Source organism: Actinomadura sp. 7K507, from assembly GCF_004348425.1.
Classification (GTDB): Bacteria; Actinomycetota; Actinomycetes; order Streptosporangiales; family Streptosporangiaceae; genus Spirillospora.
In genome coordinates this window covers 17,215-37,843 of sequence record NZ_SMKK01000077.1, presented here as the reverse complement: position 1 = coordinate 37,843, position 20,629 = coordinate 17,215, and the positions used below count along the sequence as shown (strand labels likewise).

Genomic DNA, 20,629 nt, shown 5'->3' with positions numbered 1-20,629 from the left:
CCCCCACCACGACGAAGAGAGCGGGCGTCGTCAAGCCCGCTCAGCCGCGCAGGCAGGCACCGAAAGCGCACAAAGCGAGGCACCACAAACCCAAGCACGGGGCGAAGCACGGCAGGCAGAAGCACAGGCGAAGGCGGCCGTAGCGCACCCCGAGGGCGCCCGGACGGTCAGGTGCGCCAGATCAGGACGAGGGCGCAGTCGTCGTCGCGGGCCGCGGCCATCGTCTCCACCAGTTCCTTCGCGCCGCTGCCGAAGCCCTGCGGGACCAGCCGCTCCGCCTCGCCGAGCAACCGGTCGATGCCGGCGTCGAGGTCGCTGCCCGGCGATTCCACCAGCCCGTCGGTGTACAGGAGCAGCGCGTCGCCCGACCGCAGGGTCCCGTGCTCGGGGATGCAGCGCAGATCGGGCACCACTCCCAGCACGACGCCCTTGGCGGAGCCGACCTGCCAGGCGCCGCTGCCCGCGTCGAACTGGACCGCCGGGGGATGCCCCGCCGACTCGACCGTGTACTCCCCCGTGTTCAGATCGACGACGACGTGCACCGCTGTGACGAAGCCCTCGTCCCACCGCTGGCGGTGCAGGTAGTCGTTGCAGGCGGGCAGGAAACGATCGGGCTGGATCGATCCAAGGAGCCCGCCGAACGCGCCCGACAGCATCAGCGCGCGGGTCCCGGCGTCGGTGCCCTTCCCGGACACGTCGACCAGCGCCACCTCCAGGGTGTCGCCGTCGGACGCCGACACCACGAAGTCGCCGCCGAACGAGGACCCTCCGGCCTGCAGCAGCACGACCTGGGAGTCCCAGCCGTCCGGCAGTTCGGGCATCTCGCCCTGGCGTTTCAGCCGGTCGCGCAGTTCCAGCAGCATCGAGTCGCCGCGCAGGCCCTGCACGCCGAGTTTCTGGCGCGTCCGGGCGAGAGACAGGGCGAGCACCGCCGTGATCATCAACGTGCCGACGATCCCGTATCCGATCGCGGGAACGTCGAGCCAGGCGTTGTAGGCCACCATGCCCACCACGACGACGAGCAGCGCCAGCAGGCTCCGCACCTTCAGCAGCAGCCCGCCGCCGAGCACGATCAGCACCAGCACCCCGGAGGGCGCGAGACCGCGGGTGTCGTTCGCCGTCGCGACCCCGACCCCGATCGCGAGGACCGCCAGGGCGGCGAACACGTACCGCTCCCCGCTCAGCTTCCCGCGCCGCATCCACTGGTACAGCGCCACGAGGGCCGGGATCCGGCGCAGCACGGCCCGCACTCTCGGCGGAAGAAGATGCACCAGTCGTTGAAGCATGACTCCGGCACTGTACCGAGCAATCACGCCGCCGGGTCGCCATCCGGACCACCCGTGACTACTTGCAACGGTCCAGCTACGGTCAATCCGGGTAGGTGGTACCGGGAGGGAGGCGTCACATGGGACAGCCGGGAATGCGGATCACGGTGGACGCGGCGATGCGGGCACGGGACGTGTCGCATCCGAGACCCGAGGGCCAGGCCGCGGCCGCGGGCGGATCGGAGGCTGGAGCCGTTCCGGGTCCGGGGCCCGGTTCCGGCAAGGGCGCCGAGCCCGCCAAGCGGACGAAGGCCGCCAAGAACGAGCGGCGCCGGCTCGGCAAGCGCGGCGGCAACCGCAAACCTCCCGCGAACGGCCTCTAGCCCGGCAGGGGCGGGAGTTCCCCGCTCTGCTCGTAGGCGCTGAGCATCTCGATCCGGCGGGTGTGGCGCGGCTCCTTGGAGTAGGCCGTCTCGACGAACAACTCGAGGAAACGGGTCGCGGTCGCCAGGTCGTGCTGCCGGGCGCCGATGCCGATGACGTTCGCGTCGTTGTGCTCGCGCGCCAGCGTCGCGGTGTCCTCACTCCAGACCAGGGCGGCCCGCACGCCCTCGACCTTGTTCGCCGCGATCACCTCGCCGTTGCCGGACCCGCCGAGCACGACGCCCAGCGTCCCCGGCTCCGCGGCCGTCCGCTCAGCGGCCCGCAGGACGAACGGAGGGTAGTCGTCCACGGCGTCGTACTCGAACGCGCCGCAGTCGACGGCCTCGTGCCCGTTCCGCTTCAGCCAGGAGACCAGGTGCTCCTTCAGCTCGAAGCCGGCATGGTCGGATCCAAGAAACACGCGCATGGGCCTGATTCTCGCAGGCTCTGACCGGGCGTACTTGCGCGGGTGGGCTCAGTCGTCGTCGCGCCGGCGGTCCACGATCGTCCGGTCGGCCAGGTCCAGGTCGTCGTCCTCCGGGGCGTCCGGGGCCGCGCCGGTTCCGGGGGTCTCGGGGGTCTCGGCCGCCGGCTCGTCCGGTTCCCCGTCCTCGGCGGCGGGACGCTCCGGTTCGGGCGGCGCCGGCTCCTCCTGCGCGGGCTGCGCGGGCTGCTGGGGCTGCTGGGGCTGCTGGGGCTGCTGCGGCGGGACGGGCGGCGCGCCGAACTGCTGTGGCGCTCCCGGCTGCTGCGGGACCGGAACGCCGGGCTGCTGAGGGACGGGCGCGGCGCCCCAGGCCGGGGGCTGCTGCGGCTGGCCCTGCGGAGGGACGTACGGAACCGCCGACGGGTGCGGCTGCTGGGGCATCGCCTGCTGCGGCGGCTGGGTGGCGTACGGCTGCTGCCCGTACGGCTGCTGCCCACCGTACGGCTGCTGCTGCCCACCGTAGGGCGGCTGGGCACCGTAGGGCTGCTGCCCGCCCTGCGTGCGCGGACGGCTGAGCAGGAAGCCGCCGAGCGCGCCGAGCCCCGCGATCCAGCCGAACAGGAGACCGTAGCTCGCGCCGCCGGAGACGTAGTTCCAGACGGTCCGGCCGACCATGGCGCCGGGGATGTCGGACACCAGCATGAACAGGAGGCTGCCGATGAGGCCGGACAGCCCGGCGGCGACCGTGGTGGCCCACCAGCCGGTGATGACGGCGCCGAGCATCCCCCGGCCGGGTTCGAGCACCCTGGCGCCGGCGAACACCAGCAACGCCAGCAGCGCGAAGAACAGCAGGAGGGCGAAGTCCGTGACGAGCACGTAGCTCCAGTCGTACCGCCCCGCCGTCAGCCGCCACGAGGGGAGCTGGAACGTCGCCACCAGTGCCGCGAACCCCCCGCGGTGATCGAGGTCCTCGTGGATCGCGTCGACGACCCACTGGTTGTTGAACAGCAACGCGAGTAGGGCGATGGGCGCCACCGCGCCGCCCGCCATGAACATCATCCGCCGCATCGTCATGGCCGGACAGGGTAGTGGGGATCGGTTCCGACCGGTAGGCCGCGGACTACACCCGGTAGGCGGCGGGGAAACGGAATCCTGGATCGACCTGGTCCTCCAGGTTCTCGCCCGCCGCCTTGCTCGCCCAGCTCCGCGCGTTCTTGATGTGGAACTCGACGGCCTGCCGCTGGAACTCGTCCCAGTCCTTGACGCGGCCGTCGACCTCGGCGCGCATCCGGTCGAGGGCGGCGGCGTTCCCGTCCTCCAGCGCGACGCCGCCGCGGCCCTGCTCCAGTGCCCGGACGGCGGCGGACTGGCCGACCCAGGTCAGCAGGTCGTCGCCGACGTACTCGCGCAGGTAGGCGACGTCGTCGTCGGTCTGCACCTTGTTGCCGACGACGCGGATGGCGACGTCGTAGTCGCGGGCGTACTCGGTGTACTGCCGGTAGACGCCGACGCCCTTGCGGGTGGGCTCGGCGACCAGGAACATCAGGTCGAACCGCGTGAACAGCCCGGACGCGAACGTGTCGGCGCCGGCGGTCATGTCGACGACGACGTACTCGCCGGGGCCGTCCACCAGGTGGTTGAGGTAGAGCTCGACCGCGCCGGTCTTGGAGTGGTAGCAGGCCACGCCGAGGTCGTCGTCGTTGAACGGTCCCGTGGCGAGGAGCGTGACGCCGGCCCCACCCATTACGCCGCCCGAACCCACCTCTTCTCCGGCGTCGTGGAACGGGTCGTCGCCGCGGAACCTGAGCAGCCGCGAGCCCGCTCCGGGCGGGGTGGTCTTGACCATCGCGGACGCGGAGGAGATGCGGGGGTTGTCGCCGCGCAGATGGTCCTTGATCTCGGGGAGCCGGTCGCCCAGTGCGGGGATCTTGGCGGCGCGGGCCTCGTCCAGGCCGAGGGCCACGCCGAGGTGCTGGTTGATGTCGGCGTCGATGGCCACCACCGGCAGCCCGCCTCCGGCCAGGTGCCGGACGAACAGCGACGACAGGGTGGTCTTGCCGCTGCCGCCCTTGCCGACGAACGCAACCTTCACAATACCCTCATTTCGGATATGAAAACCGTTACCAGTGTCGGAAAACCGAGTCTGGCGGAGGGCGCCGCGGGAGGCAAGCGGAACGGCCGAAGACCGCCGAATCAGCGCGGGGCCGCCGCGGGATCGAACCCGAAGGGAAGCTCCAGGCGGTGCGCGGCCAGGAGGCCGGCGTCCATGAGCAGGTCCCGGGTAGGGCCGTCCGCCGCGATGACGCCGCCGGAGAGGATCACCGACCTCGGGCACAGCTCGGCCGCGTACGGGAGGTCGTGCGTGACCATCAGGACCGTCACGTCCAGGCTCAGCAGGACCTCCGCCAGCTCGCGGCGGCTCGCCGGGTCCAGGTTGGAGGACGGCTCGTCCAGCACGAGGATCTCCGGCTCCATGGCCAGGACCGTCGCGACGGCGACGCGGCGCCGCTGGCCGAAGCTGAGGTGCTGCGGCGGCCGGCCGGCGACGTCCTGCATGCCGACCCGCGTGAGCGCCTCCCGCACGCGGCGGTCCAGTTCGGCGCCGCGCAGCCCGAGGTTGGCCGGGCCGAACGCGACGTCCTCCCGGACGGTCGGCATGAACAACTGGTCGTCGGGGTCCTGGAAGACGATGCCGACGCGGCGGCGGATCTCCCGCAGCGTCTTCTTGTCACCCGGATCGACCGCCAGCCCGCCGACGCCCACCTCGCCGAGGCCGCCGTGCAGGATGCCGTTCAGATGCAGGACGAGCGTGGTCTTCCCGGCGCCGTTCGGCCCGAGCAGCGCGACCCGCTCGCCGCGGCCGATCGTGAGGTCGACGCCGAAGAGGGCCTGCGTGCCGTCGGGGTAGGCGTAGGCGAGGCCCTTCACCTCCAGCGACGGGGTCATGGGGCGATCCAAGCGGCCAGGGCGACCAGCGCGGCGGCCGAGGGCAGCACGGCCGCGGCCGTCCACTGCGCGGCCGTCGCGCCCGTCCCGTTCGTCGCGGCATCGTGCATCACGGGCATGCGGCCGTCGTAGCCGCGGCTCAGCATCGCCAGATGGACGCGCTCGCCCCGCTCGTAGGAACGCAGGAACAGCGCCCCGATCGACCTGGCGAGCACGCGCGTCGCGCGGATGTCGCGGGCCTCGAAACCGCGCGACGCCCGCGCGACCCGCATCCGTCCCAGCTCGGCCGCGACGACGTCGGCGTACCGGAGCATGAACGCGGCGATCTGCGTGAGGAGCGGCGGCATCCGCAGCCGCTCGATGCCGAGCAGCAGGACCCGCGGCTCGGTGGTCGCGGCGAGCAGGATGGACGCGACCACGCCGAGGGTGCCCTTGGCGAGGATGTTCCACGCGTCCCACAGCCCGCCCTCGCTCACCCGCAGGCCCAGCACGCCGATCTTCTCGCCCTCGGCGACGAAGGGGATCAGGATCGCGAAGGCGACGAACGGGACCTCGATCACGGTCCGCCTCGCCACCGTCCGGAACGGGACGCGGGCGAGCAGCGCGACGGCCGCCAGCAGCAGCGCGTACACGCCGAACGCCCACATCCGCTCGCGCGGGGTGGCGACGACCAGCAGCACGAACGCCAGCACGGCCACGATCTTGGTCTGCGGCGGCAGCCGGTGCACCCGCGACGCGCCCGGCACGTACAGCCGGTCCACCGGCCCCGGGCCCACTACTCCCGCCCGGACGATCCGGCCGGCGCGTTCTCTCCGGGCTCCCCCGGCTCCTCGGGCTCTCCGGACACCGAACCGGAGTCGCGCCGCCGGATGGACCAGAAGAGCCCGCCGCCGACGAGGAGGACGGCCCCGACGCCGATCACGCCGGACAGGCCGGCCGACACCCACTCGTTGCCGACGCCCTTCACCCCGTAATCGCCGAGCGGGGAGTCGCCGAGCGCGTGGTCCTTCTCCTCGGCGCTGATGCCCTGCTCCTCGGCGACCTTCTCCAGCCCGTCCGGGCTGCCGCTGGCGAAGTAGCTGACGATCCCGGCGAGGACGAGCGACACCAGAAGGAACGCGGCGAAGAAACGCTTGGTGGTCATCTGCCTCCTCCTCATGCCTTGGACGCGCTGGGCTCGGTGATACGGAGTTCGACCGGCCGCATGTGGTCGCGCGCCCCGTACACGAGGTCCGGCCGGACGGCGAGCACGCTCGACACGGTCACGGCGGTGATCAGCGCCTCACCGATGCCGATCAGCACATGGATGCCGAGCATCGCGGCGGCGACCTTGCCGATCGACACGTCCGCCGTCCCGCCCGCCGCATAGACCAGCGTGAACGCCAGAGCCGACGCGGGCACCGACACGAAGGCCGCCACGAACGCCGCCCCGGACACCGACGCCCTGCTTCTGGGCAGCACTCGCAGCAGCAGCCGGAACAGCAGGTAACCGACGATGACGGGGACCAGCGCCATCAGGATGATGTTGACGCCGAGCGCGGTGAGACCCCCGTCCGCGAACAAGAGCGCCTGCAAGAGCAAGACAACGGAAACGGCCAATATGCCGGCGTAGGGGCCGACGAGTATCGCCGCGAGCGCCCCGCCCAGCAGGTGGCCGCTCGTCCCGGCGGCGACCGGGAAGTTGAGCATCTGCGCGGCGAACACGAAGGCTGCCGTCAGCCCCGCGAGGGGTGCGATGCGGTCGTCCAGTTCGTGCCGGGCGCCGCGCAGCGCGACCCCGACACCGGCCACCGCGACGACGCCCGCCGCGATCGACCCCGGCGCATCGATGAAGCCATCGGGTACATGCACTCGAGTCACCCGCCCTATCAGTTGCTACCGATAGGGCGAGTTTGACGCGAATCCCGAGTAGTTGCAAGACGGTCGCAATAGCAACTGCGATGTGGCTAGCGGGTTACGTGCCCGGCGGTCTCCGTCAGTCGAAGATCGGGTCCCGGGTGCGGCTGCGCTTCAGTTCGAAGAAACCGTCCGTGGCCGCCACCGCGACGACTCCGTCCCAGAGCTTCACGGCGGCCTCGCCGCGCGGGGCCGGTGAGACGACCGGGCCGAAGAACGCGCTGCCCTCCACCTCGATCACCGGGGTGCCGACCTCCTGGCCGACCCGGTCGATGCCGTCCTTGTGGGACGCGCGCACGGCATCGTCGTAGTCGGTGGACTCGGCGGCGTCCGCGAGAGCCGGGTCGAGACCGGCCGCGGTCAGCGACTCCTCGTAGAAAGGCCGCCCGAACGACTGCTTCTCGTGGTGACGGCGCGTGCCCATCTCGGTGTAGAGCCGCCCCAGGACCTCGGAGCTGTACCTCTGCTCGGCGGCGATGCACACGCGCGCCGGGCCCCAGCCGTCCTTGATGCCCTGCCGGTACTCCTCCGGGACCTCCTTGTCCTCGTTGAGGACGGACAGGCTCATGACGTGCCAGCGCACCTCGATCGGGCGCTGCTTCTCCACTTCGAGAATCCACCGGGAGGTCATCCATGCCCAAGGGCACAGGGTGTCGAACCAGAAGTCCACAGGGGTCGGAGCTTCTTCAGCCAAGGTCGCCTCCTACAGCGATACGGGTGCCTTAAGGCGACAACCGGGGCGCGGCCGTCCCGATTCCCGCCGGTGTGAAGGTTCCACGGCCGTGGCGGGCGGGCCGGATCGGCCTCCGATTGGTAGACATGGGGGCACCAAGCGAATAAGCCGACCAAGGAGTTCATGTGGCAGGCAACCTCACGCGCGACGAGGCGCGGGAACGGGCCCGGCTGCTCACCGTCGAGTCGTACACGGTCGACCTGGACCTCACGACTGGTGAGAGCAGGTTCGGTTCCACCACCGTGATCCGGTTCGGCAGCACCGAGACCGGCGCTTCCACCTTCGTCGACCTGCACGACGCCGTCGTGCGGGAGGTGACGTTGAACGGGAAGGCCCTGGACCCCGCGTCCTATGACCCCGAGAAGGGGCGGTTCCCGCTGCCGGAGCTGGCCGCGGACAACGAGCTCCGCGTCGTGGCCGACTGCGCGTACTCGCGTTCGGGTGAGGGCCTGCACCGGTTCGTGGACCCGGTCGACGAGAGCGTGTACCTCTACTCGCAGTTCGAGACGGCCGACGCGCACCGCATGTACACCTGCTTCGACCAGCCCGACCTGAAGGCGACCTTCGAGTTCACCGTGAAGGCACCGGAGGACTGGGAGGTCGTCACCAACGAGCCGGCCGAGTCGGCCAAGGGCGGGACGTGGCATTTCCTGCCGACGCCGCAGATCTCCACCTACATCACCGCGCTCATCGCCGGGCCGTACCACGTCGTCCGGGACGAGTACCGCCGCGACGACGGCACCGTGATCCCCCTCGGCGTGTTCTGCCGGGCCTCGCTCGCCGAGCACCTCGACGCCCCCGCCATCGTGGACGTGACCCGCCAGGGCTTCGGCTACTTCGAGAAGGTCTTCGGCCGGGAGTACCCGTTCACCAAGTACGACCAGCTGTTCGTCCCCGAGTTCAACGCGGGCGCGATGGAGAACGCGGGCGCCGTCACCTTCCTGGAGGACTACGTCTTCCGGTCGCGGGTCACCGACGCGGCCTACGAGCGGCGCGCCGAGACGATCCTGCACGAGATGGCGCACATGTGGTTCGGCGACCTGGTCACCATGCGCTGGTGGGACGACCTGTGGCTGAACGAGTCGTTCGCCACGTACATGAGCGTCCTGTGCATGGCCGAGGCCACCAAGTGGAAGGGCGCCTGGACGACGTTCGCGAACCTGGAGAAGGCGTGGGCGTACCGGCAGGACCAGCTGCCGTCCACCCACCCGATCTCCGCCGACATGGTCGACATCCGCGCGGTCGAGGTCAACTTCGACGGGATCACCTACGCCAAGGGCGCGTCGGTCCTGAAGCAGCTGGTGGCCTATGTCGGCCTCGACAACTTCCTGGAGGGCGTGCGGCGCTACTTCGACCGGCACGCGTGGGGCAACACCGTCCTGACCGACCTGCTGGGCGCGCTGGAGGAGACGTCCGGACGCGACCTGGCGGCGTGGTCGAAGGAGTGGCTGGAGACCGCCGGCGTCAACACGATGCGCCCCGAGTTCGAGCTGGACGGCGACGGGAACTTCACGTCGTTCGCCGTCCTGCAGGAAGCCAGGGCCGACTACCCGACGCTGCGTTCGCACCGCCTCGCCATCGGGCTGTACGACAAGACCGCGGAAGGCATCGTCCGGCGCGAGCGGGTCGAGCTGGACGTGGTCGGCGCCCGGACGGAGGTTCCGCAGCTCGCCGGCGAGAAGCGTCCCGACCTCGTCCTGGTCAACGACGACGACCTCGCCTTCGCCAAGATCCGGCTGGACGAGAACTCCCAGCGCACGCTGATCGAGAGCATCGGCGACATCAAGGAGAGCCTCCCCCGGGCCCTGTGCTGGTCGGCGGCCTGGGACATGACGCGCGACGCCGAGATGGCGACCCGCGACTACGTCCGGCTGGTCGCGACGGGCATCCGCGGCGTCACCGACATCGCGGTCACGCAGACGCTGCTGCGGCAGGCCCGCCTCGCCGTCCAGCAGTACGCGGACCCGGCCTGGCGCGAGGACGGCATGGCGCTCATGGCCGGCACCCTCGCGGAACTGGCGCGCGAGGCCGAGCCCGGCTCGGACCTCCAGCTCGCCTACACCCAGGCGTTCGCCGCGACCGCCGTCTCCGGCGACCACCTCGCGTTCGTCCAGGCGCTGCTGGACGGCTCCCAGGTCCTCGACGGCCTCACCGTCGACACCGACCTGCGCTGGTCCCTGCTGCGCCGCCTCGTCGTCACCGGCGAGGCGGGCGAGGCCGAGATCGACGCCGAGCACGAGCGCGACCGCACCGCCGCGGGCGAGCGGCACGCCGCCGCGTGCAAGGCGGCGATGCCGTCCGCCGCCGCCAAGGCCGCCGCGTGGGAGCGGATCGTGTCCGGCGACCTGCCCAACGCCGTCTACCGGGCGACGCTCGGCGGCTTCGTGGAGCCCGACCAGCCGGACCTGCTGGTCCCCTACGCCGACCGGTACTTCGCCGAGGTCGGGCGCATCTGGCAGGAGTGGAGCAGCGACATGTCGCAGACGTTCGCGGAGGTCGCCTACCCCTTCCTGGTGATCGAGCAGTCCACCGTCGACCGCACCGAGGCCTACATCTCCGACGAGAAGCCCCCGCCGGCCCTCTCCCGGCTCCTGTCGGAGGGACGCGACGGCGTCGCCCGCGCCCTGCGCGCCCGCGCGAAGGACGCCGCGTCGGACTGACCCTCGCCCGGCCGGACCCGTCCGGTCTTGCCCCGTCCCCCGGAATATGTCCCCCAGCCCCGTGACCATGGGATCGTTACATGGTCACGGGGAGGGGATCGCATGGAGACGGCGCGGGACGTTCTGACCGCCCTGGCGCGGCGGTACGCGTTCGGGGATCTGGCCGCGCTGATCGCGCAGGGCACCGTCGTCCCGGACCACCATTCCGACGCCGTCGGCGCCCTGTGCGCGTTCGGGCAGCGCGTCCTCGACCTGGACGCCGAGGACTTCGGCATGCCCGAGGACGTCGGCGAGGTCCCCCACGACCTGCTCGACCGCGCCCGCGCCAGCCGCATGCCGCAGGAGCCCCGGGAGCGTCCCCGCGGGGCCCTCGCCAGCCTCCGCCCCGCCTACTCCCTCCTGCTGGAGGTCATCGCGATCCGCTGGTACCGCCGCGACATGGCCGCCCTCGTCGCCGCCGTGCACATCGCCAGCGAGTACCTCCCGATGCTCGCGTGGGAGCCCGTCCTCGGCCACGCCGGCGACCCCGCCCGCATCGGCGCGTCCGTGGAGGGCGAGGGCAGCCGCTTCGGCGTCCCCGTCGAGCCGGGGTCGGCCCGCATGTGCGACCACACCCGCCCGGAGCGTTCCGCCTGCGAGCGGACCCTGCGCGTCGCCAAGGAGCCGCCGCCCGGCTGGCGCGCCTACCTCGACCGCCAGCACAGCCAGGTCGCCTCCGCCCTCGGCGACTGCGCCGCCCGCTGCCGTACCCCCTGCACGGTCATGAGCCGCCTGGACGACCTCGTCCGCGCCGACCTGACCGACCGCTGCAAGCTCGCCGGCGACTTCACCGACAGCGCCCTGGTGAAGCTGCGCCACGCCGCCCCGGTCGGCCACGGTTTCGGCGTGCCGTCCCCCGAGGAGGTCCAGACGGCCTGGACGCGCGCCCGCAAGTCGCTCTCCCGCCACCCCCTGGGCCACAAGGCCCTGACCGGCGACGGCGACCCTTACCCGCTCCCGGGTCTGCCCGCGCTGTTCTCCGCGATCGCGGCGGCCGAGCTGCGCCCCGACACGCTCCTCCACGACGTGACGACCCGCATCACCACGACCCTCGGATGAGGCTCGCGGGGTCGGAGACGAGGTCGTCCAGGAAGATCGGGCGTCCGTCCGGCCCGGCCAGGGGGACTCGCCAGTTGGGGTACTCGTCGGTGGTGCCCGGCTGGTTCTGGGTGCGGCGTTCGCCTACGGCGTCGGCCAGGGAGATGCCCCTGAGACGGGCGGGGGTTCGGGCCAGGAAACCGTGCAGGGCGGTCACGATCAGCTCGTCGTAGGCGGTGGAGCCGTCCGCCAGAGCCTGCATGATCTCGCTGGGCCGGGTCGTCAGCAGTTTCTCGGTGTGCAGGAGAGTCAGCCAGTCCGTCAACTGGCGGCGGTGGTCGTCCTCCTCTTCGGCGAGGTCGCGGGTGAGGAGGCCGAGACGGTGGCGGAGGGCGATGTGGTCGCCGTGGACGAATCCGGTGATGGGCGGCATGTCGTGGGTGCCGACGGTGGCGAGCGAAAGCTCCCGCCACCGTCGCGGGGGCTTCGGACGTCCCTGCTCATCGCGTTCGAACCAGAGGAGGGACGTGCCGAGAACGCCTCGGTCGGCCATGGCCTCCCGGACCTCCGGCTCCACGGTGCCGAGGTCCTCACCGACGATCACGGCGCCGAACCGCTCGGCCTCCCAGGTCAGGCAGCCGAGCAGGGCGTCGCGGTCGTAGCGGACATAGGTGCCGTCGGCGGGTGACGCGCCTTCGGGCACCCACCACAGCCGCGACACCTGCATGGCGTGGTCCAGGCGGATGCCGCCCGCGTGCCGCAGCACGGCGGCCACCATCTCGCGGAACTGCCGGTAGCCGTCGCGGGCCATCGCGTCCGGCCGCCACGGCTGCTGCCCCCAGTCCTGGCCGCGCTGGTTGAACTCGTCGGGCGGCGCCCCGACGCTCATCCCGGGCGCGAGCGTGCCGCGGTACATCCAGGCGTCGGCGCTGCCGTGCGGCACGCCGACCGCGAGATCGTGGACGATGCCGACCGGCATCCCGGCGTCCCGGGCCGCCTGCTGCGCCGCCGCGAGCTGCCCGTCCAGGCGCCACTGAAGCCATTCGTGGAACGCGGCACGCGAGCGGTGGCGGGGAGAGTCCGCCACGCCGTGGTCGCGGGCGTTCTGCAGGGAGGGCGGCCAGTGCCGCCAGTCCGCCGTCCCCTGCTCCTCACTGATCGCGCACCACGTGGCGTATCCGTCGAGCGCGGCTCCCTCGCGCCTGCGGAACTCCTCGAAACCCGGGTCGCCGTGCTCCCGCCAGAGGTCGCCGTGCTCCCGCCAGAGGCGGTGCATCGCCTCGAAGGCCTCCGACTTGGCCGCCCACACCGCGTCCCTGTCCAGCAGCCCTTCCTGCGCGCTCAGCCCGGCCGCCAGGGCGGCGAACCGCTCCCGGTCCCCGGCCGGGAGCCTCGCGTACTCCGGCATGTCCTCGACGCGCAGGTAGATCGGCGACGGGAAGCGGCGGCTCATCGGCGAGTAGGGGGACGGCCCGACCGGGGGAACGGGCTCGGTCGCGTGCAGCGGGTTGACCAGGGCGAAACCCGCGCCGAGCTCCCGGCCGCTCCACGCCGCGAGGTCCGCGAGATCGCGCAGATCGCCGAGCCCCCAGGACGCCCGGGAACGCACCGAGTACAGCTGCGCCGTGAAGCCCCATGTCCGCGGCGGGGGCGGCAGCGCGGCCGGGGCCACCAGCAGGCGCGTGTGGTCCGTGCGGCGGCCGCGCCGGACGCGCAGGCGGTGCCAGCCGGACGGAACGTCCGCGAGCCCGGCCAGCGGCTCGAAACGCCGCTCGGCCGGCGGGGCGTGCGTGCTCGGCGGCATGAGGACCTCGGCCGTGGAAGGCTCGATGTCCACCTCGGCGTCCTCACCCGAGCCCAGGTACCGCCGCAGCTCCGCGAGGACCAGGCCGGTCACCGGACCGCTCCCCCGGCGGACGATGACATTGGGCGGCAGCGCGCGTTCCGGCTCCCTGGCGCGTTCCAGTTCGGCCCGGACGGCGCCCTGGGTGGACGCGTCCACCCCGAGCGCCGCCAGGACCGCCACCAGCGTGCCGGGCGACACGTCCACCCCGCGTCCGCGCCAGTCGGTGTAGCGGGTCGCGACGCCGTGCAGCCCGGAAAGGGTGTTCAGCTCATCGTCGGCCACGCCTGCACCATGCCCGGTGCGGGCGTGCTCACGCCGTCCAGATCTCCGGCTTGCGGCCGATCCACGGGCGGGCCTCTTCGAGCTGCGCCGACAGCGAGATCAGCGTCCCCTCGCCGCCGAGACGCCCGGCGAGCATGATCCCGATCGGCAGGCCGGGCGTCTCATTCTGGGGGGACGACCCCCCAGGCCCCCCGGCAACCGCATCCGAGGTCCAGTGCAGCGGGACGCTCACCGCGGGCTGCCCGGAGATGTTGTACGGCGCGGTGAAGGGGGTGAACTTCGTCTGGCGGTCGAAGTTCTCGGCCGGCTCCTGGTCGTGGAAGTACCCGACCGGGGCCGGCGGCTGCGCCAGCGTCGGGTGCAGGATCGCGTCGAACCCGTCCATCACCGGGAACGCCGCGCGCAGCGCGCCCTGCAGCGCCGCGTGGGCCTGGAACAGCTGCGGCGCGGTCGTGGCCTCGCCGCGTTCCCGCAGCCAGCGGGTCAGCGGCTGGAGGAGGTGCTCGCTCTCGTCCGCGACCGGCGTGACCGTCGCCATCACGCCCCAGAGCATCAGGAAATGCGGGACGAGTTCGGGGCCGAGCACCTGCGGCAGCTCGACGACCTCGTGGCCCAGTTCCCGCAGCAGCTCGGACGCCTCGTCGTAGGCGGCGACGCAGTCGGGATGCACCTCGGCGCCAGGCACGGCGGACTCCATGCTCCGCGCGATCCGCAGGCGGCCCGGCGGGCGCTCGGCGTAGGACGCGAACGTGCCCTCGACCGGCGGCGCGGCGTACAGGTCGCCCGGCATGTGCCCGGCCATCACGTCCAGCAGGAGCGCCGCGTCGCGGACGGTCCGGGCGATGGGCCCGTTCGTCGACAGCCCGAACAGGTCGGGGACGACCGGCCCCTGCGAGACCCGCCCGCGCGTCGGCTTGATCCCGAAGAGCCCGCACACGCTGCTGGGGATGCGGATCGAGCCGCCGCCGTCGCTGCCCTGCGCGACGGGGGCCAGGCCGGACGCGACCGCCGCGCCCGCGCCGCCGCTGGACCCGCCCGCCGACCGGGACGGGTCCCACGGCGTGCGCGCCGGCGGCGCGACGCCACCCTCGGTGTAGCAGGGCAGGCCGAACTCGGGCGTCGTGGTCTTGCCGAGGAGCAGCGACCCCGCCGCCCGCAGCGCGGTCACGACGTTGTCGTCCGCGAAGCCGGTCAGCTCGGAGTAGACGGCCGAGCCGAACGTCATCCGGACACCGTTGACCATGTTCAGGTCCTTGATGGGGACCGGGACGCCGTGCAGGGGAGGCAGGTCCGCCGGGTCCGCGGCGTCCAGCACGGCCTTCTCCGCCTCGCGGGCCTGCTCCCGGGCGAGTTCGCCGGTGACCGTCACGTAGGCCCCGACCTGCTCGTTGAGTCGTTCGATGCGGGTCAGATAGTGGTCGGCGAGTTCGACCGGAGATACTTCCCTGGTGCGGACGGCCGCAGCCATCCGGGTGGCGCTGAGGTCATGGATTTGTGTCACAAACCGGAACGGTAGACGTCGTGTGCGCGGGCATCAAAGAGGGCAGGGACGACTGCAGCGGCGGAAGGAGAAGGATACCGACGTACCCATCCGTCCCGGCAGTGAATCACCCACGGACGGCGACAAAACTATTAACCCTGCATGACTAGTCGCCAACCTGCCGGATGATTACTCTGCGCACGGAGGATCATGCCCCCGATGGGAAAGGAATACGGAGCGTCAACTCATGGCGATCATGGAGCGGGGCAACACGCAAGGTGCCAGGGGCCGGCCCCGGGCACGGTCGGAAACGGCGGGGGCGAAGGCGACGGGGTCGGAGGAAACGCGTGAGCACCATCACCAGGCTCCGGTGAAGGAGTCTCCCGAGGAGAGCACCGCCGCCGCGATGCTCGCCGACCCGCGGGTCCGCCGCTGGCGATGGACGGCCGCGGCCGGCGTCGTCGCCGGCGTCGCCGTGACGGTCACGGCCGGCTGGCGGCTCGGTCTCACCGTCGCGGTCCTGGTGGTCGTCGGGGACGTCGTCCGCCGGTCCCGCAAGAGCTCCACCGTCACCGCCTGGCAGAAGTCCTCGGCCGCCGAACGGCGCACCGAGAAGCAGCTGAAGTCCCTCCAGCGCAACGGGTACGTCGTGCTGCACGCACGCGCCGTGCCCGCCGACGACGAGGGCGTCAGCGACGGGCGGATCGACCACCTGGTGATCGGGCCGAGCGGCGTCTACGCCATCGACTCCGAGAAGTGGGACAAGCGCCTGCCCGTGCGCACCATGTCCCACCTCAAGCTCTTCCACGGCCCCTTCAACAAGAAGGACCGGTTGGACGAGGCGCGCTGGGAGGCCCAGCAGGCGAGCAGCATCCTCGCCAAGCGGGTCGGCTTCGAGGTGCCTGTGCAGCCCTCGGTGGCGATCTACGGGCCGTCCATCCCGTGGAAGGTCATGCGGGTCCGCGACGTCGACGTCTACGCGGGCAACCGGGCGCGCGCGTACCTGCGCCGCCGTCCGAAGATCCTGACCGACGGCGACGTCCAGCGCATCTTCCAGGCGGCCGAGAAGGCCCTGCCGCCGAAATACCCCGATTAAATTGCAGTTCCCTCGGCGTCAGGCGCTGGAGCGCCTTCCTTCAACGGGAACTGCGGCGCGATCGCTGCATCGCTTCGACTCGCCTAGCGGCTCGCTGCGCGATCAGGTTTCTCGCTTCGCTTGAAACCTGCCTTCGGACGCGATCGCAGGCGTTGGGGTCGTTGCACACTTGTCTCATGGCCCGGCCCGGTGGGTCTCACCACCGGGCCTCGTGCCTCGCCGGGACGCCTCGTCCCGGCTTTTTTCATGCCTGTACACCGGTTGGTAGCATCGAAGGACACGAGCCGGCCCGCGCGCGACCTCCGCTGAGCCGGCCGCAGCGCCGCGACCCGCCGCTGCAAGCGCACTCGGCCCCCACACCGTGGGATCGGCTCACATCACAGGTTGGAGAGAGGTCACACACATGCCACCGCTCAGGTCACGCACGGTCACCCATGGCAGGAACATGGCGGGCGCCCGCGCCCTCATGCGGGCCAGCGGCGTGGAACGCGAGGACTTCGGCAAGCCGATCGTCGCGGTGGCCAACAGCTACACCCAGTTCGTCCCCGGCCACGTCCACCTGGACGAGGTCGGCAAGGTCGTCGCCGGCGCCGTCCGCGAGGCGGGCGGCGTGCCCCGCGAGTTCAACACGATCGCCGTGGACGACGGCATCGCCATGGGCCACGACGGCATGCTGTACTCGCTGCCGTCCCGCGAGGTCATCGCCGACGCGATCGAGTACATGGTCAACGCGCACTGCGCCGACGCCCTCGTCTGCGTCTCCAACTGCGACAAGATCACCCCGGGGATGCTGCTGGCCGCGCTGCGCCTCAACATCCCCGTCGTGTTCGTCTCCGGCGGCCCGATGGAGGCCGGCAAGCCCGTCGAGGGCGTCATGGACGGCAACAAGCTCGACCTGATCGACCCGATCATCGCCTCCGCCGACGGCTCGATCGACGAGGACAAGCTCCTGGAGATGGAGGAGAGCGCCTGCCCGACCTGCGGGTCCTGCTCGGGCATGTTCACCGCCAACTCCATGAACTGCCTCACCGAGGCGATCGGGCTGGCGCTGCCCGGCAACGGCACCGTCCTGGCCACCCACACCGCGCGCCGCCGCCTCTACGAGGACGCCGGCCGCACCGTCGTGGACGTCGCCCGCCGCTACTACGAGGACGACGACGAGCGCGTCCTGCCGCTGAACATCGCCACCCGCGACGCGTTCGCGAACGCCATGGTGCTGGACGTCGCGATGGGCGGCTCGACCAACACGATCCTGCACCTGCTCGCCGCCGCGACCGAGGCCGGCGTGGACTTCGGCCTGTCCGACATCGACGAGATCTCCCGGCGCGTCCCCTGTGTCTGCAAGCTCGCCCCGGCCACCGGCAAGTACCACGTCGAGGACTGCCACCGCGCGGGCGGCATCCCCGCCCTGCTCGGCGAGCTGAACCGCGGCGGCCTGCTGCACAGCTCCGCCCACTCGATCCACTCCGCGTCCATGGACGAGTTCGTCGCCAAGTGGGACGTCCGCTCCCCCGACGTGCTGCCCGAGGCGGTCGAGATGTACCACGCGGCGCCCGGCGGCGTCCGCAGCACCTCCGCGTTCTCGCAGAGCGCCCGCTGGAAGTCCCTCGACCTCGACCGCGAGGGCGGCTGCATCCGCTCCGTGGAGCACGCCTACACCGCCGACGGCGGCCTCGCCGTCCTGCGCGGCAACATCGCCCCCGACGGCGCGATCGTCAAGACCGCCGGCGTCGACGAGGAGCTGTGGACCTTCACCGGCCCCGCCGTCGTGTTCGAGTCGCAGGACGACGCCGTCGAGGGCATCCTCAGCGGCAAGATCAAGGCCGGGGACGTCGTCGTGATCCGCTACGAGGGCCCGAAGGGCGGCCCCGGCATGCAGGAGATGCTGTACCCGACGAGCTTCCTCAAGGGCCGCGGGCTCGGCAAGGCGTGCGCGCTGATCACCGACGGACGGTTCTCCGGCGGCACGTCCGGGCTGTCCATCGGGCACGCGTCCCCCGAGGCCGCGAGCGGCGGGATCATCGCCCTCGTCGAGGACGGCGACCGCGTCGTGATCGACATCCCGAACCGGGTGCTCGATCTCGACGTCCCGTCCGACGAGCTGGAGATCCGGCGCGAGAAGCTCCTCGCCGACCTGGGCCGCTACCGGCCCCGCGACCGGCACCGCCCGGTCAGCGCCGCCCTGCGCGCCTACGCCGCGATGGCCACCTCCGCCTCCACCGGCGCCGCCCGCGACGTCGACCAGCTCGACCGGCCGCTCGGCTGAGCATTACCCGGCGGGTAATCGCCTTCGTTCCCGCGCCGGGGGCAGAGTGGACTCACCGGCCGGGGCCAGACCGGCCCCGGCCGCCCCACTCGAAGGAGATCGCGATGACCGCCTACGCGCTCGCCCACCTGCACCCGCAGCCGCCGCTCCACGACGACGTCTTCACCTACATGGAGCGCATCCAGGCGACCATGGACCCGTTCGGCGGCCGCTTCCTCGTCCACGGCACCGACCCCGAGGTGATCGAGGGCCCGCTGGAAGGCGGGTACGTCCTCATCGAGTTCCCCGACATGGACAACGCCCGCGCCTGGTACGAGTCGGACGCCTACCAGGCGATCCTGCCGATGCGCACCGACCACATGGAGGGCACGGCCGTCCTGCTGCAGGGCGTCCCGGACGGGTACGACCCCACGGCGACCGTCAAGGCCATACGCGCCGCCCAGCAGGGCTAAGAACTCCTAACAGAATGATCTTCCCCGTATCCATGGGGGGCCAAGATCGTTGATCTTGGCGTGAGGAAGGGTCAGCAACCCCCATGGATCGTGCCGGACGACTTGTGGGAGCGGATCGAGCCGCTGTTGCCGAAGGTCGAGCGGCGGTACCGGCATCCGGGGCGCAAGCGCATCGACGACCGCAAGGCGCTGTGCGGGATCTTGTTCGTGCTGCATACCGCGATTCCATGGGAGTTTCTGCCCCAGGAGCTGGGGTTCGGCTCGGGGATGACCTGCTGGCGCCGGTTGCGGGACTGGCATGCGGCCGGAGTGTGGCAGCAGTTGCACGAGGTGCTGCTGGCCGAGTTGCACGCCGCCGACAAGCTGGACTGGTCCCGGGCGGTGATCGACAGCTCCCACGTGCGGGCGCTCAAGGGCGGCCCAAAACCGGCCCGAGCCCGGTCGACCGCGCCAGGACGGGCTCGAAACACCATGTTATCTGCGACGGCAACGGCATCCCGCTCGCCGTCTCGCTGACCGGCGGAAACCGCAACGACGTCACCCAGCTGATGCCCTTGATCGAGGCGGTGCCGCCTGTCCGCGGCAAGGTCGGCCGGCCCCGTCGGCGCCCGGACATGCTGTACGCCGACCGCGGCTACGACCACGACAAGTACCGCCGCCTGGTCTGGAGCAAGAACATCAAGCCGCAGATCGCCCGGCGCGGCACCGAGCACGGCTCCGGCCTGGGCGTGCACCGCTGGGTAGTCGAGCAGACGGTGGCCCTGCTGCACTGGTTCCGCCGCCTGCGCATCCGCTGGGAGATCCGCGACGACATCCACGAAGCCTTCATGACCCTCGCCAGCGCCATCATCTGCTGGCGCAGGCTTAACCGTTGATCATTCTGTTAGGAGTTCTAAGAGCAGCAGCCACCGCCACAGCAGCCGCCACCGCCGCCGGCGGGCTCCGGCGGGGGCGCGGTGCCGCGGGACGAGCCGGTGACGGCGACCGTTGACAGCAGCTTGACCGTGTCGTCGTGGCCGTCCGGGCACGGGGCCGGGTCGGACGCGTTGATCATCGGCCTGGAGATCTCGAAGGTCGATCCACAGGCGCGGCAGCGGTAGTCATAGCGAGGCACGCCATCAGGATACGCGCGTCACGCGGCCGGCGGGCTCCACGCCTTCCGGCCGCCCCACCGCAGACGAACACGAGCGTCACGCGGCCTGCGGGGTTCCTGCGTACGGGCCGCCTCACCGCAGCCGAACACGCGCGTCAGGCGGCGGGTTCCCGCACGTAGGCGGCCCACTGGGGGTCGCCGTCGTGGACCAGGCCGATGAGGCGCCAGTGGGCCCCACGTGGGACGGCCGGGGTGATGTTGAGCGTCCAGCCGAGTTCGGACAGGAGCCGGTCGGCCTTGCGGTGGTTGCAGGTCATGCAGGACGCGACGCAGTTCTCCCACACGTGCTTGCCCCCGCGGCTGCGGGGGTGGACATGGTCGATGGTCTCGGCGCGGCGCCCGCAGTAGACGCAGCGGAAGTTGTCGCGGCGCATCAGGGCGGCGCGGGTGAGGGGGACGCGGGTCCGGAACGGGATGCGCACGTAGCGGCGGAGCCGGATGACGGACGGCACCTCGATCGCCATCGTGGCCGAGTGCAGGACCGCGCCCGAGGTGTCATGGTGGACGATCTCGGCCTTCTCCCGAAGCACGAGGCAGACCGCCCGCCGGAGCGGCAGCGTGGTGAGTGGTTCGTACGTCGCGTTCAGGAGGAGGACCTGTCGCATCAGACGTCCTCCGCCGGGCCGT

20 protein-coding genes are annotated in these 20,629 nt (G+C 71.6%); 7 read left to right on the top strand and 13 right to left on the bottom strand.

Annotation, left to right across the window (positions count from 1 at the left end; all coding sequences use genetic code 11):
• Positions 1–167: 167 nt before the first annotated feature.
• The gene (locus E1285_RS19030) at positions 168–1,286 is read right to left on the bottom strand and encodes a PP2C family protein-serine/threonine phosphatase (RefSeq protein ID WP_132153876.1); all 1,119 of its coding nucleotides are present in this window, start codon (positions 1,284–1,286) and stop codon (positions 168–170) included.
• Positions 1,287–1,405: 119 nt separating this feature from the next.
• Between E1285_RS19030 and E1285_RS19025 the strand changes: the two genes are divergently transcribed.
• Complete coding sequence (locus E1285_RS19025) at positions 1,406–1,648, top strand: hypothetical protein (protein ID WP_132153874.1); 243 nt, start codon at positions 1,406–1,408, stop codon at positions 1,646–1,648.
• Here the strand turns inward: E1285_RS19025 and E1285_RS19020 are convergent.
• The 8 genes from E1285_RS19020 to E1285_RS18990 form a co-directional block, all read right to left on the bottom strand.
• The gene (locus E1285_RS19020; RefSeq protein ID WP_132153872.1) at positions 1,645–2,115 is read right to left on the bottom strand and encodes a ribose-5-phosphate isomerase; all 471 of its coding nucleotides are present in this window, start codon (positions 2,113–2,115) and stop codon (positions 1,645–1,647) included. The two genes, E1285_RS19025 and E1285_RS19020, sit on opposite strands and share 4 nt — an antisense overlap.
• Positions 2,116–2,163: 48 nt before the next feature.
• Positions 2,164–3,189 (bottom strand): hypothetical protein, encoded by a 1,026-nt coding sequence (locus tag E1285_RS19015; protein WP_132153870.1) that lies wholly within the window; start codon positions 3,187–3,189, stop codon positions 2,164–2,166.
• A gap of 46 nt (positions 3,190–3,235) precedes the next feature.
• Positions 3,236–4,207 carry an ATP-binding protein gene (locus E1285_RS19010; RefSeq protein ID WP_132153868.1) on the bottom strand — a complete coding sequence of 324 codons (972 nt, stop codon included), beginning with the start codon at positions 4,205–4,207 and terminating at the stop codon, positions 3,236–3,238.
• A 101-nt stretch (positions 4,208–4,308) separates the two neighbouring features.
• Entirely contained in the window at positions 4,309–5,061 is a 753-nt protein-coding gene (locus E1285_RS19005) for an ABC transporter ATP-binding protein (protein WP_132153866.1), read from the bottom strand.
• Positions 5,058–5,837, bottom strand: coding sequence for a cobalt ECF transporter T component CbiQ (gene cbiQ, locus E1285_RS19000; RefSeq protein ID WP_132153864.1), 780 nt, complete (start codon positions 5,835–5,837; stop codon positions 5,058–5,060). Before cbiQ ends, E1285_RS19005 begins: the two co-directional genes overlap by 4 nt.
• Positions 5,837–6,205 (bottom strand): PDGLE domain-containing protein, encoded by a 369-nt coding sequence (locus E1285_RS46660; RefSeq protein WP_207946666.1) that lies wholly within the window; start codon positions 6,203–6,205, stop codon positions 5,837–5,839. Before E1285_RS46660 ends, cbiQ begins: the two co-directional genes overlap by 1 nt.
• A gap of 11 nt (positions 6,206–6,216) precedes the next feature.
• Positions 6,217–6,912, bottom strand: coding sequence for an energy-coupling factor ABC transporter permease (locus E1285_RS46655; RefSeq protein WP_207946665.1), 696 nt, complete (start codon positions 6,910–6,912; stop codon positions 6,217–6,219).
• A 124-nt stretch (positions 6,913–7,036) separates the two neighbouring features.
• Entirely contained in the window at positions 7,037–7,651 is a 615-nt protein-coding gene (locus E1285_RS18990) for a DsbA family protein (RefSeq protein WP_132153862.1), read from the bottom strand.
• Between the two features lie 164 nt (positions 7,652–7,815).
• On the opposite strand from E1285_RS18990, the gene pepN reads away from it, so the two are divergent.
• On the top strand, positions 7,816–10,350 hold the full coding sequence (gene pepN / locus E1285_RS18985) for an aminopeptidase N (protein ID WP_132153860.1): 2,535 nt from the start codon (positions 7,816–7,818) through the stop codon (positions 10,348–10,350).
• A gap of 102 nt (positions 10,351–10,452) precedes the next feature.
• Positions 10,453–11,448, top strand: a complete 996-nt coding sequence (locus E1285_RS18980) for a hypothetical protein (RefSeq protein WP_132153858.1) — start codon at positions 10,453–10,455, stop codon at positions 11,446–11,448.
• Here E1285_RS18980 and malQ read toward each other — a convergent pair.
• Both malQ and E1285_RS18970 read right to left on the bottom strand, forming a co-directional pair.
• Positions 11,429–13,555 (bottom strand): 4-alpha-glucanotransferase, encoded by a 2,127-nt coding sequence (gene malQ / locus E1285_RS18975; RefSeq protein ID WP_132153856.1) that lies wholly within the window; start codon positions 13,553–13,555, stop codon positions 11,429–11,431. The two genes, E1285_RS18980 and malQ, sit on opposite strands and share 20 nt — an antisense overlap.
• Before the next feature lie 28 nt (positions 13,556–13,583).
• Positions 13,584–15,056, bottom strand: coding sequence for an amidase (locus E1285_RS18970; protein ID WP_207946664.1), 1,473 nt, complete (start codon positions 15,054–15,056; stop codon positions 13,584–13,586).
• 349 nt (positions 15,057–15,405) lie between these two features.
• On the opposite strand from E1285_RS18970, the gene E1285_RS18965 reads away from it, so the two are divergent.
• The 4 genes from E1285_RS18965 to E1285_RS18950 all read left to right on the top strand — a co-directional run bounded on the left by E1285_RS18965 (position 15,406) and on the right by E1285_RS18950 (position 19,724).
• Positions 15,406–16,131 (top strand): nuclease-related domain-containing protein, encoded by a 726-nt coding sequence (locus E1285_RS18965; RefSeq protein ID WP_243722898.1) that lies wholly within the window; start codon positions 15,406–15,408, stop codon positions 16,129–16,131.
• A gap of 403 nt (positions 16,132–16,534) precedes the next feature.
• Positions 16,535–18,397, top strand: a complete 1,863-nt coding sequence (ilvD, locus tag E1285_RS18960) for a dihydroxy-acid dehydratase (protein ID WP_132153854.1) — start codon at positions 16,535–16,537, stop codon at positions 18,395–18,397.
• A gap of 104 nt (positions 18,398–18,501) precedes the next feature.
• On the top strand, positions 18,502–18,849 hold the full coding sequence (locus tag E1285_RS18955) for a DUF1330 domain-containing protein (protein WP_132153852.1): 348 nt from the start codon (positions 18,502–18,504) through the stop codon (positions 18,847–18,849).
• 60 nt (positions 18,850–18,909) lie between these two features.
• Positions 18,910–19,724, top strand: a protein-coding gene (locus tag E1285_RS18950; protein WP_207946663.1) for an IS5 family transposase whose coding sequence is annotated in 2 segments (ribosomal slippage) — positions 18,910–19,270 and positions 19,270–19,724 — 816 coding nt in all. Because the reading frame shifts where the segments join, the coding sequence is not laid out codon by codon here.
• A 17-nt stretch (positions 19,725–19,741) separates the two neighbouring features.
• Here E1285_RS18950 and E1285_RS18945 read toward each other — a convergent pair.
• A complete protein-coding gene (locus E1285_RS18945; protein WP_132153850.1) occupies positions 19,742–19,963 on the bottom strand; it encodes a zinc ribbon domain-containing protein in 222 nt (73 codons plus the stop codon).
• A 134-nt stretch (positions 19,964–20,097) separates the two neighbouring features.
• Positions 20,098–20,607, bottom strand: coding sequence for an HNH endonuclease (locus tag E1285_RS18940; RefSeq protein ID WP_132153848.1), 510 nt, complete (start codon positions 20,605–20,607; stop codon positions 20,098–20,100).
• Between the last annotated feature and the right edge of the window lie 22 nt (positions 20,608–20,629).